At 60.0% G+C, this 17,455-nt stretch carries 15 protein-coding genes; 6 read left to right on the top strand and 9 right to left on the bottom strand.

From position 1 onward, the window contains the following. The 4 genes from fusA to B3759_RS11780 all read right to left on the bottom strand — a co-directional run. Positions 1-2,024, bottom strand: a 2,024-nt coding sequence (gene fusA / locus B3759_RS11765) for an elongation factor G (RefSeq protein ID WP_291366089.1), incomplete at its 3' end; no start/stop codon positions are given. Positions 2,025-2,221: 197 nt separating this feature from the next. After that, positions 2,222-2,521, bottom strand: coding sequence for a 50S ribosomal protein L28 (gene rpmB, locus B3759_RS11770; RefSeq protein ID WP_010668081.1), 300 nt, complete (start codon positions 2,519-2,521; stop codon positions 2,222-2,224). A 188-nt stretch (positions 2,522-2,709) separates the two neighbouring features. Then, a complete protein-coding gene (locus B3759_RS11775) occupies positions 2,710-2,988 on the bottom strand; it encodes a hypothetical protein (RefSeq protein ID WP_010668080.1) in 279 nt (92 codons plus the stop codon). A 55-nt stretch (positions 2,989-3,043) separates the two neighbouring features. Further along, the gene (locus B3759_RS11780) at positions 3,044-4,894 is read right to left on the bottom strand and encodes an ABCB family ABC transporter ATP-binding protein/permease (protein ID WP_291366090.1); all 1,851 of its coding nucleotides are present in this window, start codon (positions 4,892-4,894) and stop codon (positions 3,044-3,046) included. A 200-nt stretch (positions 4,895-5,094) separates the two neighbouring features. On the opposite strand from B3759_RS11780, the gene B3759_RS11785 reads away from it, so the two are divergent. The 5 genes from B3759_RS11785 (at position 5,095) to B3759_RS11805 (ending at position 9,436) form a co-directional block, all read left to right on the top strand. Further along, complete coding sequence (locus B3759_RS11785) at positions 5,095-5,946, top strand: NUDIX hydrolase (RefSeq protein WP_291366091.1); 852 nt, start codon at positions 5,095-5,097, stop codon at positions 5,944-5,946. Beyond that, complete coding sequence (locus tag B3759_RS11790) at positions 5,947-6,369, top strand: DUF3574 domain-containing protein (RefSeq protein WP_291366092.1); 423 nt, start codon at positions 5,947-5,949, stop codon at positions 6,367-6,369. 180 nt (positions 6,370-6,549) lie between these two features. Then, positions 6,550-7,515: an isopenicillin N synthase family dioxygenase gene (locus B3759_RS11795; protein WP_291366093.1), complete on the top strand. Its 966-nt coding sequence runs from the start codon at positions 6,550-6,552 to the stop codon at positions 7,513-7,515. Continuing rightward, positions 7,512-8,270, top strand: a complete 759-nt coding sequence (locus B3759_RS11800; protein ID WP_291366094.1) for an alpha/beta fold hydrolase — start codon at positions 7,512-7,514, stop codon at positions 8,268-8,270. Before B3759_RS11795 ends, B3759_RS11800 begins: the two co-directional genes overlap by 4 nt. After that, positions 8,270-9,436 carry a BMP family ABC transporter substrate-binding protein gene (locus tag B3759_RS11805; protein WP_291366095.1) on the top strand — a complete coding sequence of 389 codons (1,167 nt, stop codon included), beginning with the start codon at positions 8,270-8,272 and terminating at the stop codon, positions 9,434-9,436. The genes B3759_RS11800 and B3759_RS11805 overlap by 1 nt, the downstream gene beginning before the upstream one ends. Before the next feature lie 199 nt (positions 9,437-9,635). On the opposite strand, the gene B3759_RS11810 is transcribed toward B3759_RS11805, so the two are convergent. Both B3759_RS11810 and B3759_RS11815 read right to left on the bottom strand, forming a co-directional pair. Further along, positions 9,636-10,580, bottom strand: a complete 945-nt coding sequence (locus B3759_RS11810; protein WP_291366096.1) for a PDR/VanB family oxidoreductase — start codon at positions 10,578-10,580, stop codon at positions 9,636-9,638. 14 nt (positions 10,581-10,594) lie between these two features. Further along, entirely contained in the window at positions 10,595-11,650 is a 1,056-nt protein-coding gene (locus B3759_RS11815; protein ID WP_291366097.1) for an aromatic ring-hydroxylating oxygenase subunit alpha, read from the bottom strand. Positions 11,651-11,767: 117 nt separating this feature from the next. Between B3759_RS11815 and B3759_RS11820 the strand changes: the two genes are divergently transcribed. Beyond that, positions 11,768-12,673: a LysR family transcriptional regulator gene (locus B3759_RS11820; RefSeq protein ID WP_291366098.1), complete on the top strand. Its 906-nt coding sequence runs from the start codon at positions 11,768-11,770 to the stop codon at positions 12,671-12,673. A gap of 79 nt (positions 12,674-12,752) precedes the next feature. Here B3759_RS11820 and B3759_RS11825 read toward each other — a convergent pair whose 3' ends face one another. The 3 genes from B3759_RS11825 to B3759_RS11835 all read right to left on the bottom strand — a co-directional run bounded on the left by B3759_RS11825 (position 12,753) and on the right by B3759_RS11835 (position 17,430). Beyond that, complete coding sequence (locus tag B3759_RS11825) at positions 12,753-13,916, bottom strand: bifunctional 2-C-methyl-D-erythritol 4-phosphate cytidylyltransferase/2-C-methyl-D-erythritol 2,4-cyclodiphosphate synthase (RefSeq protein WP_291366216.1); 1,164 nt, start codon at positions 13,914-13,916, stop codon at positions 12,753-12,755. A 107-nt stretch (positions 13,917-14,023) separates the two neighbouring features. Continuing rightward, positions 14,024-15,952, bottom strand: coding sequence for a bifunctional 2',3'-cyclic-nucleotide 2'-phosphodiesterase/3'-nucleotidase (locus B3759_RS11830; protein WP_291366099.1), 1,929 nt, complete (start codon positions 15,950-15,952; stop codon positions 14,024-14,026). A gap of 74 nt (positions 15,953-16,026) precedes the next feature. Next, the gene (locus B3759_RS11835; protein ID WP_291366100.1) at positions 16,027-17,430 is read right to left on the bottom strand and encodes a glutamate--cysteine ligase; all 1,404 of its coding nucleotides are present in this window, start codon (positions 17,428-17,430) and stop codon (positions 16,027-16,029) included. Positions 17,431-17,455 lie beyond the last annotated feature (25 nt).

The following is a 17,455-nucleotide window of genomic DNA, read 5'->3' on the forward strand; positions in this document are numbered from 1 at the left end:
AACTGCATCGTGAAGGATGCACGACCCTTTGTCATCGAACGCAGGTGCGAGATGTAGCCGAACATTTCCTTCAGCGGCACCTGAGCGCGAACCATAACCGTGGAACCCGATGTTTCCTGGCTCTGGATCATGCCACGACGACGGTTGAGATCGCCCACCACGTCACCGACGTGATCATTCGGTGTGGTGACTTCCACGTCCATGATCGGCTCAAGAATCACCGGACCGGCGTTCTTCATGCCTTCACGGAAGCAAGCCTTTGCCGCGATTTCGAACGCCAGAGCGGACGAGTCAACGTCATGGTACTTACCGTCGAGCAGGGTGAACTTGAAGTCCACGGTCGGGAAGCCTGCCAGCACACCACTGGAAGCCTGAACCCGGATGCCCTTTTCTACAGCCGGAATGTATTCCTTCGGAACCGTTCCGCCGACAACCTTGTTCTCGAACTCGATCTCGCCTTCATGCGGAGCGAACTCGATCTTCACTTCAGCGAACTGACCCGAACCACCAGACTGCTTCTTATGGGTATAGGTCTCGATGTGCGGCTTCGTGATCGTCTCACGGTAAGCAACCTGCGGTGCGCCAACGTTCGCTTCAACGCCGTATTCACGACGCAGACGGTCAACGATGATGTCGAGATGCAGCTCGCCCATGCCGGACAGAATGGTCTGGCCTGTTTCCTGATCTGTCTTCAGACGCAGTGAGGGATCTTCACCAGCCAGCTTCTGCAGGGCCAGTGTCATCTTCTCAACGGCGTCCTTCGTCTTCGGCTCGACGGAGATGTCGATAACCGGAACCGGGAAGCTCATACGCTCCAGAACGACCGGATCAGAGCTGTCTGCCAGCGTGTCACCCGTCTGCGTGTCTTTCAGACCCACGAACGCGGCGATGTCACCAGCGTGCACTTCGGACAACTCTTCACGCTTGTCGGCATGCATCTGGTAGATACGACCGATACGCTCCTTGTGACCTTTTGTGGTGTTCAGGATGGTGTCACCGGTCTTCAGCACGCCACGGTAGACGCGGACGAAGGTCAGTGTGCCGTACTTGTCGTTGATGATCTTGAACGCCAGACCAGCGAACTTGCCGTTCGGGTCGACCGGGATGATCGGCAGATCCTTGGAGTCGGTCTCTTCCTCGCCTTCCGGCGGAGCGCAACGGATGCCTTCCACGTCGTCCGGAGCCGGCAGGAAGTCGATGACGGCGTCGAGCAGAGGCTGAACGCCCTTGTTCTTGAAGGCCGTGCCGCACAGGACCGGACGGAACTCGCCGGAAATCGTGCCCTTCTTGATGCACTTCTTCAGGGTCTCGACGGAGACGTCGCCCTTCTCGAAATACTCTTCCATGGCGTCGTTATCGACGGCCAGGGCTGTGTCGAGCAGGTTCTGGCGAGCTTCCTCAGCCTTTTCCTTCAGGTCAGCCGGGATTTCCTCGTCGTGGAATTTCGCGCCGAGCTCGCCGCCTTCCCAGACGATCGCCTTCATCTCGATCAGATCGACAACGCCGACGAAGTTTTCTTCAGCGCCGATCGGCAGCTGCAGCGGGATCGCAACGATGTCCAGCTTCTCTTTCAGCGTGCTGAAAGCGTAGTAGAAGTCGGCGCCCGTACGGTCGAGCTTGTTGATGAAGATGATGCGCGGAACATTGTAGCGGTCAGCAAGACGCCAGTTGGTCTCGGACTGCGGCTGCACACCGGCCACACCTTCAATGATAAAGATTGCGCCATCGAGCACGCGGAGCGAACGGTTCACTTCGATGTTGAAGTCGATGTGGCCCGGGGTGTCGATGATGTTGATGCGGTGATCGTCCCACACGCAGGTCACGGCTGCGGACGTGATGGTGATGCCGCGCTCACGCTCCTGCGCCATGTAATCGGTCGTGGTGTTGCCCTCATGGACCTCGCCGATCTTATGCGACACACCTGTGTAATACAGGATACGCTCGGTCGTCGTGGTCTTACCCGCGTCAATGTGCGCGGTAATCCCGATATTACGGATTTTCGAGAGTTCGGACTGGGCTGACACGGGGCTTCTCCGGGAAACGGCTGAACCAGAAATTTAGAGGAAAGCGACAAACACACAGGGCGCGACAGGAGAAAATCTCCCCGCGCCCTCTACCCCTTCAAACGCGCTCTGCGTTTTTGCGGGTTGTGTGATCACGCGGTCCCCGCTGGCGCGGGGGCGATCAGGGTGCCGGCCATAATCATGACCGGCAGAGTGACTCAGGCGGCTGCCTGCTTCTTGCTCTGTGCACGCAGAATACGACGCTTGATCACCTGAGCTTCGGTGGTCAGGTTACGATTCGGCGTATCGAGCAGATAGGAGTCCAAGCCCCCGTTGTGCTCGATGGTGCGCAGGCCGCGCGTGGTCACACGCATGGAAATCGGCGTGCCGAGAATGTCGGAAAGAACCGACACTTCCTGCAGGTTCGGCAGGAAACGGCGGCGGGACTTGTTGTTGGCGTGGCTGACATTGTTGCCCGTCAGCACACCCTTGCCTGTGATCTCGCAACGGCGGGACATCGGTTTATCCTCGGTCAAAAAACAGAACGGGGCCGAGGCAGAGCCCGGCTTTCATCCTTACAATCAGGCGCGGCTTATGACGGAGGCATCGCGTCCCGTCAAGCAAACAGTGACGGAAAGACGGCTTTCCGCCACTTTTTACAGCGTATCGCACCCGGCTCAGGGCTTAATCTGGAAGAGAAGACCCTTCAGGCGCTTCCTGCCTTGCGCTCTTTTTCAGCGTCTTCCAGCTCACCGGCACGCACGCTCTGCACGGCGCTGTCCAGAATACGCAGAATCGTCTCACGATCCATCGTGCGGGACAGAAGCCCCAGCGAGCCGCCCAGCAGCGCCGACGCCACAGCCAGAGGCGGGTGATTTTCTTCGAGCAGGTGGTCGATGGCGTGTTCGATGACCATCGCGCACTTGGTCAGTTCTTCCGACACCTGTTCCATCTGGCCACTTCCCTCAGGAATATTCTCTGCCATGTTTAGTCTCCCATGCTGCTCCGGTAGTGTGCCGGAGTGTGATTGTTTCTGTCGGTTACCCGTGAGCGGGAGCCGATGCCGCCACACCGGAGTCCGGTGCTGTATCCTGCCCGGCGTCCTGTGCCGCCCACATGGCGGCATACAGGCCACCACGAGCGATCAGGTCAGCGTGACATCCCCGCTCCTTCACAAGTCCATCGCCCAGAACCAGTATTTCGTCTGCCTCGACGATGGTTGAAAGGCGGTGTGCGATCACGACTGTGGTACGTTCAGCCGAAACGGCTCTCAGAGCCGACTGAATCTCCCGTTCGGTATGCGTGTCGAGGGCGCTGGTGGCCTCATCCAGTATCAGAAGGCGCGGATCTTTCAGGATCGTGCGGGCAATCGCCACACGCTGCTTCTCGCCTCCTGAAAGCTTCAGGCCTCTCTCGCCCACCCGCGTCTTGTAGCCTTCCGGCAGGGACAGGATGAAGTCATGGATACGCGCCAGCTTCGCCGCCTGCTCGATTTCGTCCTGCGTGGCGCCAAGACGTCCGTAAGCGATGTTGTAGCCGATCGTGTCGTTGAACAGCACAGTATCCTGCGGCACGACGCCAATTGCTTCCCGCAGATCGGCCTGCCGGTAATCGCGAACATCATGTCCGTCGATCAGCACCTTCCCGGACCAAGTGTCGTAAAACCGGAACAGAAGGCGGCTGATGGTGGATTTTCCCGCTCCTGTCGGACCGACAATCGCAATCAGACCACCGGGAGGCACGGAAAAACTGACGCCATGCAGGATTTCACGGTCCTTGCGGTATCCGAAATGCACGTCCTGAAAGGCCACGCTGACTGGCGGCGCATCCTTCAGATGGGCCGCCAGCGGGAGCGGGTGCGCGGGGTCGGCGACCTCCACCGTTTCGTCCAGCAATCCGAGCATATGCTCGAGATCGACCAGCGACGTGCGGATGGACGAGTAGATGGAGCCAAGAAAATTCAGCGGGGCGTAGAGCTGCAACAGATAGGTGTTGATCAGCACGAACTGCCCCACAGTCAGATGGCCTGCCGCCACATCGTGCCCGGCCAGCAGCATCACCAGCGTGAGCGCCAGCGAGATGATCACCACCTGTCCGAAATTCAGGGCGCTGAGGGAATACTGGGTGTGAACGGCAGCCTTGGCGTAGCGAGTCTGGGCGTCGCCGTAGCGTTTCGCCTCATGCGCCTCGTTGCCGAAATATTTGACGGTCTCGTAGTTCAGCAGGCTGTCCAGCGCCTTGCCGGTCGCCTCGCTGTTGATGTCGTTCATCCGACGACGAATACCGATTCGCCATGAGGTGAACGAAAATGTGAAGACCACGTAGCCAATGACCGCACCCAGAACGAGGGCGGCATAGCGCCAGTCGAACACCTTCCAGATCAGACCGATGACAAGAATAGCTTCGAGCAGGGTCGGCAAGATCACCAGCCCCATCCTCAGCAGCGTCTCCACGCCTTCCGTGCCTCGTTCGATGGCGCGCGTAACGCCTCCAGTGCGACGATCGAGATGAAAGCGCAGCGACAGGTCATGCATGTGCATGAAACTGCGAAGCGCCGCATCCCGGGCGACCCGGTAGCGGACGGGCGCGAACACCGCGTCACGCAACTCGTTGAACGCGGATGCGACCAGCCTGACCAGACCGTAACCGATAATCAGCAATACCGGCACGGTGGCGATCCCTGCCGGGTGGGACAGCGTGTCGATAATCCGGCTGTACACCCACGGCACAGACACAGTGACCAGCTTGGCGGCCAGCAGCAGCAGGGCGACCGCCGTCACGCGCAGCTTCAGCTTCGGGTCATCGCGCGGCCAGAGATAGGGAAGCAGGCGGGCAAGGGTCACTCCGGCAGGCTTGCCGGGCGACGCAGCAGATCTTGATGGCGGGCTCATTGTGTCCGATGTGGCACGTTGTCGCTGTTTTGCAACCCCGCAGACAGTCGAACTGCTCGTCACACCGCAATGTTGTCAGAGCCAACATCGCCCCGTAGGAGGGAGATGGGCCGGACAACGCCGGTCAGAATTCGTCGGAAGAGCATGATGACCCCAGTTTCCGAAGAAACCGTGTGCGGACTGTCTACAGGACGCCGCTCATGAGCACTCTCTCCACAGATGGCTTCATGCGGCACATCAGGGCCTGCAACACGGCCACCCTGCCCGGCAAACGTCTGCCATTCAGGGTCAATGGCGTTCTGGCAGGCTATGTCGATCCGGAAATCGTTCCCGCGCTGAAAGACATGGGCCTGACGGAAGACAGCGCCTCAGGCGGCCTGTCCCTCCCGGATCCGACACGTCTCGAATCGATCGGCGAAGAGCTTGCCCGCCGGGGCCTCTACCGCACGCACAATGAATTGTTCGACGTGTGGGGCGACGACGGACAGCCACCGCTCGGACGCATCGACCGGGGCGCGCTGCCCCTGTTCGGTTTTGTTGGTGTTGGTGTGCATCTGAACGGTCTGGTCCGTAAGGAAGACGGGCTGCATCTCTGGATCGGTCGTCGCGCCCGGAACAAGCGGCTTGATCCCGGCAAGCTGGATCACCTTGTTGCGGGCGGTGTCCCGGCAGGTCTTACGCCCGACGCCGCGATCCTCAAGGAAGCCGAGGAGGAAGCGAGCCTTCCGCCTGATCTTGTGAAACGGGACGCGAAGAAAGTCGGACTGCTGCATTACGCGCTCGAACGCCCGGAAGGACTGCGGCGCGACCGGCTGGTTTGCTACGACCTTGTTCTGGCGGAGAGCTTTCAGCCCATGCCCGCAGATGGGGAGGTTGAGGAGTTCCTGCTTCTGCCCATCGGCGAGGTCTTCCGGCTGGTGCGGGACACGGACGAGTTCAAGTTCAACGTCAATCTGGTGCTGATCGACCTGTTCCTGCGGATTGGCCTGATTGACCCAGAGTCTGAGGAAGGAAAGGCAGTGCGTCGGGGATTACAGGGCGATACCCACTGAATGGCGCAGGCGAGAGTCGCTCCTTTCCTGCTGCTGGGGACGCTGCTAGCCGGATGCTCTCCAGCGCTCCCCTCTCCTCTCTGTCACAGGCTGGCTGCGTCCAACGACCTGCATGTGACACTGATGTTTGGCCTGACCCTGCCGGATGGCCGCTCCGTGACCGACGCCGACTGGCAGGACTTTCTCCGAACGAACATCGTTCCACGTTTTCCGGATGGTCTGTCCGTCCTGCCTGCTCAGGGGTTCTGGCGGGATCGGGACACCGATCGGGTGGGTTCCGAGCCTTCCCGACTGGTCTGGATCGTGACGCCGGACAGTACAGATCTTCCGGGACGGATTGAGGCGGTTCGCGACGCTTACAAGATGCGGTTCAGGCAGCAGTCAGTCGGGGTGAGTGTTGAGCGGGGATGCTCCGGGTTCTGATCCCGCACACATATTGCCCGACACTCTACGGCAGAGACCTCTGAGCATTTTCGACACATGCTGATTAATACATGCGTTTCCGTACCCCGCGCAGATTTTGTTGCAATATCGCAACATTGAACTGAGCGTGATGCATAGCTATGCTCGTGCTCCTGATATCCGTCAGTCCAAGGATACGCCATGCACGCACAGGCCCGCCATGTCAGCAGGGACAGGCTGCCCGTTATTCAGGTCTCGGGTCTCTGCTCGTCGGACCTCGCGCAACGTCAGGCCGTTGGCGATGCCCTGCGAAACGCCTGTACCGATACAGGATTTTTCTACTGCGTGGATCACGGTATCCCGCAAGGACTGATCGATGCCGTGCTGGCTGAAAGCCGGGCATTCTTCGCTCGTCCGGCAGCGGAAAAGGACCTGCTCGATAAAGCCCGTTCGCCATGTAATCGCGGCTACGAACCGTTGCGCAACCAGACGCTTGAAGCCGGAACCCCGCCCGATCTGAAAGAGGGGTTCTATATCGGTGAAGACCTGCCCGCCGGAACGCCGGGACTGGGTTTCAATCAGGGCCCCAACCAGTGGCCGTCTGACAGCGCCGGTTTCCGCCCGGCCATGACCGCGTATTTCGCCGCCATGAATGTGCTGGCGGAACGGCTGATGCACGGGATTGCGCTGTCACTGGGTCTCGACGAAGACTATTTCGAACGCTTCTGCCTCAGACCGCTGTCCACTCTGCGCCTCCTGCATTACCCCCCGCAGCCGCCCGATCCTTTGCCCGGAGAAAAAGGCTGCGGTGCGCATACCGATTTCGGCGGTCTGACTCTTCTGCTTCAAGACGCGAGCGGCGGGCTTCAGGTGCGCGGGCCTGACGATCAGTGGATTCACGCCACCCCGATCCCCGGCAGCTATGTCGTCAATCTTGGAGACATGATCGCCCGCTGGACCAATGACCGCTATCGCTCCACGCTCCATCGCGTGGTGAACACATCCGGCGCGGACCGCTATTCGGTGCCGTTCTTCCACAGCGGCAACCCGAATTATGTCATCTCCTGTCTGCCGGGCTGTCTCGCGGCTGGCGAAACTCCGAAATACGCCCCCATCACGGTGCAGGATCATCTCCGCGAAATGTATCAGAAAACCTACGGCCGATGAGCGCTTCTAAACCCATGATCCTGATTCATGGAGCGTGGCAGGGCTCCTGGGTTTGGGACGGATTCATAGCCGCGCTGGAGCAGCGCGCTCCCGGGCGCTACATCCCCATTCCGGTCGATCTGCCCGGAAATGGCGCAGACGGCGCTCCTCCGGAGAGCGCCTCCATGGAGAGTTACCTCGCCTATCTGGATGCGATCATCGTCCGTCTGACAGGCTCCTTTACGCTCGTCGCTCATTCCGGAGGCGGCGTCGTCGCGTCCGCTCTGGCGGAACGCCATCCCGAGCGTGTGCGATGCATCGTGTATATCGCCGCGATGATGCTGCCCTCCGACATGGGTTTTGGCGAGGTCGTGCAGCGTCTTCTCCCGCAGGACCCCACGGCCTCGGGCATTACGCCGTGGCTTCTCTGGCCGGTCGATAAAAAAGTCTCCGTTGTGCCGCCTGAAGCCGCCATCGCCTTTTTCCTGCAGGACTACGCTCCCGGTCCGGCCGTCATTGCGTCGCGCCGGTTCACCCCGCAGGGAGAGCAGGGGCGAGCGCTAACCGCACAACTGACACCGGAGCGTTACGGCACAATCCCCCGGCTGTATGTTCAGGCAACACAGGATCGCTCTGTCACCTTCGCATTGCAGAAGCTGATGTGTGAACTCGCTCCGGGCGCTGTCATCCGTTCCGTCGATACAGGACACGCTCCGCACGTCGTCGCACCCGATATCCTGCTCGACGCGATGTTTCCCTGGCTCAACAATATCTGATGGCTGAAGCGCCACTTTCCGTGCCCACCCTTTCCCGACGCACAGCTCTTGGCCTGACGGCTTCCGGATTGGCCGCGTGTGTTCTGGGCGGAAACAGAGCACTGTCGGCCACACCCGATCCAGCTCTGGCACGCCTCGCCGCTCCCTGGGTTACGCCTCCCCTGCTCCCGCCTATCCGTGAGCAGGATGCTCTTCTGGCCATCGCGCATGTTGGCCCTGTTTCGGATGGTGGGTGGAGTACGGTCCACAACGAGGCTGTCGCCGCTGTTAGGGCTGCCTTCCCGCGCCTGCGGACAGTATGGGTCGAAAACGTACCCTATTCAGCCGATGCCACGCGGCTTTTGCGACAGTTCGTCGCCGAAGGCGCAAATCTCGTTCTTGCCACAGCCGATTACGGTGATTTCCTGATAGATGTCGCCAGCAAAGCGCCGGACGTCGCCTTCGTACAATGCAACAGCACCCGACTGGCTCGCAATGCGAGCTGGTATTATGTCGCGCAGTGGTATCCGTGCTATATTCTGGGTGTTGCTGCGGGGCTGCTCAGCCGCACGGGCCAGATCGGCTACATCGCCTCGTTTCCCCTACCCTCTGTCTATGCCAGCGCCAACGCCTATCTGCTCGGAGCGCGTTCCGTCCGACCTGATGCCACTGTTCGCGTCGTGTCCATCAACGCCTGGTTCGATCCGCAGGCCTCGCTCAGCGCTGCGACGGCTCTTGCGGACAGCGGTTGTGATGTTCTGTGTGGAATCATGGATGAAGCCGGCTATCTGAGGCTCGCTCAGGAACGAGGACTCTGGGCCATCATGTCCAACAACGATGAACGCGCCTACGGTCCTGACGCCTATCTCAGTTCAGTCGTTTATGACTTCCGGCAGCACTATGTCGATCAGGTCCGCGCCCGTCTGGAGGGCCGCTGGACACCGATGCCCTGTTTCCTGCCGCTGGGCGCGGGAGCGGACCGTGACGCATGGGGCACCCGTGTACCTGAAAGCGTTCGACGTCAGGCTGATGAAGTGCGATCCCGTATTCTGGGGGGCTGGTCTCCCTTTACCGGACCAATTCATGACCACCGCGGTCGCCTTCGCGTGCCTGCAGGCGAGACCATGGACGATCTTGCGCTCTATCAGTGGCATTGGGCTGTCGACGGCGTTCTTGGACTGGAGTGAGCCTGCGTTTCCAACTCCAGAATGCTCAACTGGAACAGTCAGATCTGACGAAAGGTGCCTGTCAGACCTAACGGAACAGCCAGACCGGCTCAGGCGACAGGCTCATGATAGAAAGCCATCTCTGAATTTTCATACATTCAGAAATATCCATCATTTTCCAATAAACTAAACTCCCAGAAACACTTCAGGATTGGACTGATTACATATCCAGCGTAAGGGACGGCGTCCGGCTGCGGGAGCAGCATAGGGCAATACTGCGCTCCTGCTCCTCTTCGGTCAGAACCATATCCCGATGTTCACCTTCTCCAGCCAGAATCGGCACGACACAGGCCCCGCAGATCCCCTGCTCACACGACAGGCTGACATCAATCCCGGCAACCATAAGAGCGGATGCAATACTCTGATCCGGCGGCACCGTTACAACCTGCCCCGAGCGCGCAAGAACAACCTGAAAAGGCTGGTCCGTCAGAGAAATGGATGTCTCGGACGGACGGAAATATTCCGTCCGGATCGCATCCTGAGGCCAACCAGCTTCTTCGGCACGAGCACGCACCGCTTTCATGAAACCATCTGGACCGCACAGCATGATCACGGCTCCGGCGAACGGCGCTGTCAGGGCATCGGGATAGCCGTTGCGAAGGCTCGAACTGAACCGGACACGCCGTGCGTACGGAACCTCGCGCAGCATGGCTCCGAAAGGTGCGCTCTCCGGGTTACGCGCATAATAATACAGCTGCCAGTCTGCACCTTTCCGCTCCAGCCTTCTGATCATGGACAGCAGAGGCGTGATGCCAATCCCACCGGCAACGAGAACGTAGCGCTGTGCTTCAGGCAGCGGAAAGGCATTGCGTGGCATGGATATCTGCAACTCCATGCCTTTCCGCGCCTGTGCACACAAGGAGTCCGATCCGCCACGGGAGGCTTCCTCGCGTCGCACACACAACTCGTACGCCGAGGGATCATCGGCTGACCCGCACAGGGAATACTGACGGACCAGACCGGAGGGCGTCACGACATCGACATGCGCGCCGGGTTCAAAACCGGGCAACTGATCATCCCCGTTGGAGGCGACAAGGCGAAAGCGCACGCAGCCGTCACCTTCCGGTACGGCGTCATCAACAAGGACGGGAAATAGGGAGGACATGGGCTCAATTCCCGTCAGACCGAAAAGAACTGACTCAGGCCCATCGTACGCAGGGCACGACGATACGCGATGGAACTGCGGTCCGCCGTCACATGGGCCTCAAGCGTGGGGTCCAGCGGCAGGTTTTCGGGCTTCTGCGCCTCCACGAGCGCACGATCCTCCTCAAACACTTCCAGATTGAAATCATAGACATCCTGCAAGGGAAGTTCCTTGTCGAAGTTCCGGCACATGGGCGCGAACATCCGTGTTTTACGCGCCGAAACCGGAGACGCGGCATTCATGATGACAAGGCGACCGTCATCCGGAAAATGAATCTCCAGCGTCGCAATGAATGGAACATGCACACGGAAATGACGTAGCCACTCAAACCCGGCGCGGCCCCGCTCCGAACTGCCTATAGGGTAATTGCCAACACTGCTGCGATACTCAGCCTCAAACCCGTCTGGCGTCAGCCGCGTCTTGTAAGGAGGCACAACCGGATTGTCGGGATCGGCAAAAGTGTCTGTGTGAACAAAGGCAAAATGCGCGACATCGATAAACCCTTCGACCTGCCGTCCCGCAAAACCGGCGATATCGATCCACGGGCAATTGATCTGCTGGAAGTCCGGATCGTCCCAGTGTGGCATTGGAGGAATCGTGATCTCGTCGCCTTCCAGCCTCAGGCAGGTCCATATCAGGCCGTAACGCACCACAGCCGGATACGTCTTCAGATTGAGTTTCGAGGGAATTGCGTTGTCAGGATGCGCAGGCACTTTCACGCATCGACCATGATCACCAAAGCGAAACCCGTGATAGGCACAGGCGATACTCTGTCCATTGCCGCTTCCCATGCTCAGTGGAACACCGCGATGGGGACACAGGTCATCGGCGATGACGATGTCACTGTCCGAGCGATAGACCACAAGAGGAGCATCCAGCAGCGTTACACCCAGTGGCTGGTCGCCGAGTTCCCGTTCCAGCGCCACCGGATGCCAGCAGCGGGCAAGGATGTTCCAGTCCTCGACCTCGAAGGTCATGTTACGCGGCAGGGCGTGAGGTCCGGCGGGTTTGGTAGCAGTTGCTGTGGTCATCAACGAGTCTCCTGAACCTGCCGGACGATACGGCGGCTTTCATGGAAATCATTTCACATCCGACCCGATCTCAGATATATCATAATTGATCATATTTCATGCTCATAAGGAGAACGCATGCAGCCGTTCTCACGCTTCCTGATCTATTTTCTCGCCGTCGCCCGCAACGCGTCCATACGAAAGGCCGCTGACGATCTGCGCATCGCAGGCTCCGCCATCAACCGGCACATTCTTCTGACTGAACAGCAGTTGCAGATGCCGTTATTTGAACGCCTCCCAAGCGGCATGCGCCTCACCGCGGCAGGCGAGATTCTTTATGCCTATGCACGACGGTGGGTGAAGGATCTTGAAGACATCAATCGTCAGGTCGAGGATCTGAAAGGCATAAGGCGGGGTCAGGTCGATCTTCTGGCGCCAGAAGCCCTCGCCCGCGCTTTCCTGCCGGAACTGGTTACGCGCATAAAGCACAGTCATCCCGGCGTTGTGCTGAATCTGAATATCCGGGACAACCACGGACTCTGCGAAGCTCTTCTGTCCGGGGAAGGCGATCTCGCGCTCATTCTCGACCCGGAGGAAACCCGTGATCTGACGGTGATCCGACAGATCACCTTTCCTCTCGGTTTTGTCTGTCGCCCGGATCACCCGCTGGTTCAACAATCTGCGGTCAGGCTGGCCGAGTGCGCCGGTTATCCGATGATTATCGCGGAACAACCGCTTGCTCTTGCCTCTGTCTTTGCCCGACTGACAGCGACAGCCAACCTGACACCCGCCGTGGCCGCACGGGCGAATAATGTACAGATGATTATTTCACTCGTCCGGGCTGGTATCGGTATCGGTTTTCTCAGCTATCTGGACGTAATGTCTGAAGTCACAGACGGACAACTGGCTTTTGTCCCGCTTGTCGGCGCGGACATACCTTCCCTCACCCTGGCTCTGGCATGTGACCGCACACGCCATCTGTCTCGCGCCACCCATCTCGCATGCGATGCTATTGAGGACATGATGACCCTGCATGCAGGCTGAAGAAATTTTCTTAATATTCCTGAACGTGGTGAGGCAAAGGCTCACCTCACCACATAAGGATTCAATCGCTACCTCCGGCTTACGGAACCAGCACTGTCGCCGTCGCCGTGCAGGCAATTCCTTCTTCGCGCCCCGTAAAACCGAGCCGCTCGGACGTGGTGGCCTTCACCGAAATCCGGTCCACATCGACCTGAAGCAATGAAGCCAGACGCTCGCGCATCGCCTGTGCGTGCGGGCCGATCTTCGGGCGTTCACAGATCAGGGTCAGGTCGGCGTTGACCAGCATGCCGCCTTTCTTGCGGACCAGCTCACCAGCATGGACGAGGAAGCGGGCGCTGTCCGCGTCTTTCCATTCGTTCTGGCTGGGCGGGAAATGACGACCGATATCGCCTTCGGCCAGCGCGCCGTAAATGGCGTCGCAGAGCGCATGGATGCCGACATCCGCGTCTGAATGACCGGCGAGGCCGCGATCGTGTGGAATATTGATGCCGCACATGATGAGCGGACGACCTTCCTCGAAGGCGTGGACATCGTAGCCGAAGCCGGTGCGGGGAAGCAGGGTGGGGCCAATCAGGCGTTCGAGGCGCACCAGATCCTCCTCATAGGTCAGCTTGATGTTGTCTTCGGAACCGGGTGTGAGCGCCACGCTGAAACCAGCGGATTCGAGCAGGAGGGCATCGTCGGTGGCAGTGGAATCACCGGATGTTTCAGCAGCACGATGCAGGTCGAGCAGAATGGTGAAACGGAAACCCTGCGGCGTCTGGGCGCGGAACAGATCCTTGCGCGACACTGTGTCCGTGATGACGCCATCTTCGCCACGCTTGAGCGTATCAGCGACCGGCACGGCCGGAATGGCGCCCGGATGCTCTTCCAGCGCCTTGAGCACACCTTCGATCACGGAGGCAGTCACATAAGGCCGAGCGCCGTCATGCACCAGCACGACGTCGGGACGCTCGGCTTCCGGTAGAGCAGCCAGCGCCTCGAGACCCGCGCGGACACTGTCCTGACGCTCCTTGCCACCCGCGACAGGCGACAGGGTCGTCATACCGTCCAGCGCTTCGGTCAGCGATGCGACATCACCGACGGGCTGGATCAGCGCGACATGAGGGGCCAGCGCCTCGGCGGCATGGCGAATAACAGGGCGACCGGCAAGCGAGATGAACTGCTTGGCGGTGGTGGAGCCGGTTGCGGCGGCGTAACGGCTGCCGGTCCCGGCCGCGAGAAGAATGGCGGCGACACGCATGATGGCGCAGGAATGGGCGGAGGCGCGGCGCACGTCAAGCCGGTTCGGACCGTTCAGGCCAACTTCCTCCCCCTGAGCGGTCGCTCAGGGAAAAACGGACTACGTTTTCATGTGTAGAAATGAGGCCGTCCGACCCGATACCGGCTACCGCCCTCCACTGGCTCCATAAAGGTCAGATCACCGCGCTGGCTGGCGGCGACAGACGCGCTTATGGGCAGGTCGATACAGACCGTTGCGTCAAAAGGGAGCGGTCGAAAGCGCCACCCGTTCCCGGCATGAGGTTGCAAAAGGCAGCCCTGCTGCCTGACATAACGAACCAGAAGATCGCGGTTATGCTCATGCGTCGTGACAATCACCCGGTCCCTGCCTGTACCCGGAAAATGCCCTCCACCTGAAGCACGGTAGTTGTTCGTCACCACAGCGAACATCTGTCCGTCCTCAACAGGGCGTCCGTCGAGGCACAGATCATGGATGCGTCTGGCCGACGAATCGACGAGACGCCCCTGTTCACAGTAGCGACGGGGAGAGCTGATATCGATCGTATAGGTCAGAGCGCCACTTATAGCGTCCCCCATAATCACGTCGAACGTGTAAACCGGCGGCACCGGATTCAGCAGGAGCTGGGCCGTCTCCTGTTCCGGTATGACGTGATTGAAAACGGTCGCGGAGCGTTCCAGCCATTCCCTCAGGTCAGCGCCGCTACAGCGGACTACGCTCAGCGTGTTGGCGAAGGGGTAGATACTCACCAGATCGCGGATCGTCAGTTCACCGACCGGGATGTTCACAAAGGCATCCGTCGCCATCGCGCCGGCAAGGAAGGGTGCAGCGGCTGACAGCAGCGGCAGATTCTCCCACTCCGTTCCGGCCAGCAAAGGACGGGCAAACGCCAGTTGAGCCGCATTCACCAACGCCAGACACGGATCAGACCCCAGAAAGGTGAACCAGCTGGTCAACGGGACGGATGTCCAGCCGACAGGCTCGTCCATCCAGGCCATGGTCGCCTCATGCTCAGGCTGGATTTCCTCGAGAATGGCCGGATCTTCATGCACAAGAGCGTGGGCGCGTCCCTCTTCCCGGCGACACACGGGACGGGCTTCGACCTGAAAATCCTCGCAGACCCAGCCTCTTTCCGTCTGCCGGAGCATCAGGTCGATCACGCCCAGATGGCTGCCCCAGAAACCGGGCATGACGGCAGGCACGTCGTGCAGCGTTCCGGCCACGGCATCCACACCGGGCAGATTGTCATGATGCTCTCCCGGAAAGACATGGTGGGTGTGCCCCAGCAGCAGCGCGTCTATGCCTTCGATTTCCGCGAGATAAAGAGCCGCGTTCTCTTCTCCCCCCTGCCGCGGTTCCGCCGAGATGCCGCAGTGACAGAGCGCCACGATGAGATCGCACCGGGTCCGCAGTTCGGGCACGAGCTGCCGCGCGGCATCCACCATATCCATCACCATGACCTGCTGGTGCAGATGGATGGCGTCCCACACCATGATCTGCGGTGGAACAAAGCCGATCACACCAATCCGCAGGCAGCACTTCTCGCCGCGATTGTCGATGACCTCACGCTCCAGCACGACAGACGACGGCAGAAGCGGCGCGCCATTGCAGAGTGTGACATTGCTGCAGACTAACGGAAAGGCGGCATCCTTGAGCTGCTCCCTGAGAAAGGGCAGCCCGTAATTGAACTCATGATTGCCGATCGTCGCGGCATCGTATCCGAGCAGGTTCATCGCCCGGATCATCGGATGGGCAGCCTCACCGCCCTTGCTTCCGGCCATGAAATCACCGACCGGCGATCCCTGACAGGTATCGCCATTATCGAACAACAGGCAGTTTGGCGTCTCATCGCGGGCGGCCCGGATCAGGGTGGCGATGTGGGCAAGCCCGACACCATGATCCTTTTCAGCCTGATAATAATTCCATCCACGCAGAAACATATGGAGATCCGACGTCTCCAGCAGACGCAACCGGACGGACCGCGGGTCATCCGTTGCTGTCTTTGTCGCGGCTCCAGGATCGGGGCAGGGCCGCACCATGAATGCATCCTTCTATAAGTTACTTTTTACTTTCAACACTCTGTATCGCCCAATCTGAAAAGAAAGTCTGAACGTCAGACTTCTGCCTCCAGAAGGATACGCTTCACGTCGCCCGCCCACGGTCCGTTATAGCGTTCCAGCCAGCGCTCGGCCTGCGTCGGCGCACCTGCGGCAAGCGCCTGAAGCGGTGCGAGCAGCACCGTTTCATCCTGCCCGGATTCGTTACGCAGCGCCCGGGCGCGCAGCCCATGAGTCGCGATATCCACCATGCGGGCGGCCACATCGCGCACCGTTCCGCTACCGAACGGCGTGTTCAGGGCACGGGCCGGAACATCACCCCGCAGCACGCGGTACGTCTCCCAGTCATGTTCGCGCACAAGACTTTCCGCCGCAGCCAGCGCTGCATCGTCATAAAGCAGTCCAACCCACAGAGCAGACTGCGCCAGCATCATCTCGGCCGATCCCGCATCGGCCCCACGCATTTCGAGGAACTGCTTCAGGCGCACATCCGGGAACAGGGTCGTCAGATGGTCTTCAAAGTCACCAATGGTCGGCGTCAGACCGTCCAGTCCATCCTGTCTCTCACCATTGAGCCACGCCCGGAAGGACCGACCGGACACATCAATTAGCTTCCCGTCGCGCACGATGAAATACATCGGCACATCGAGCGCCCACTCGACATAGCGCTCGAAGCCAAAGCTCTCCTCGAAACAAAAAGCCGGAATGCCTGAGCGGGCGTTGTCCGTGTCCGTCCAGACCTGCGCCCGATTGGACAGCCAGCCATTCGGCTTGCCTTCATAGAACGGTGAATTGGCGAACAGCGCGGTCGCAACGGGCTGAAGCGCGAGGGAGACACGCATCTTGCGCACCATGTCCGCCTCGGATGAGAAATCCAGATTGACCTGCACAGTGCAGGTCCGCTGCATCATGTCGAGGCCCATCGTGCCAACCTTCGGCATGTAGGATCGCATGATCGCGTAGCGGCTCTTGGGCATCCACGGCTGGGAGGCGCGTGTGGCGAAGGGATGGAAACCGAGCGGCGCGAAGCCGAGCCCAAGGGCGCGAGCAGGAGCGCGGATGGTGTCGAAATGACGCTCCAGCTCTGTCCGCGTCTCGTGCAGGCTGGCCAGCGGCGTGCCTGACAGTTCGAACTGGCCGGCAGGCTCCAGAGAGATGGCCGCTCCCTTGTTGATCCCGGCGCCTTTCAGCCCGATCACAGCGGGTCCATCTGTGATGGGTGTCCAGTCGCCCTGCTGCTCGACGCCCTTCAGGAGCGCGCCGATCCCCTCATGCTCATAGTCCGGAGAGGAAAAGGCCGGACGTTCCGCTGTTGCGGCTTCAGGCCGGATGAAACCGAATTTTTCATGCTCCGTGCCGATCCGCCAGAGATCACGGGGCTTGTTTCCTGCAGCCAGAACATCCACGAGATCGCGTGTGGATGTGATGGAGCGGGTGTCCTGATCGGCAGGATTCGACATCGGGCTTCTGTGCTTCCACTCAGGG

The sequence above is a fragment of the Acetobacter sp. UBA5411 genome, from assembly GCF_002409645.1.
In the GTDB taxonomy this organism is placed as follows: Bacteria; Pseudomonadota; Alphaproteobacteria; order Acetobacterales; family Acetobacteraceae; genus Acetobacter.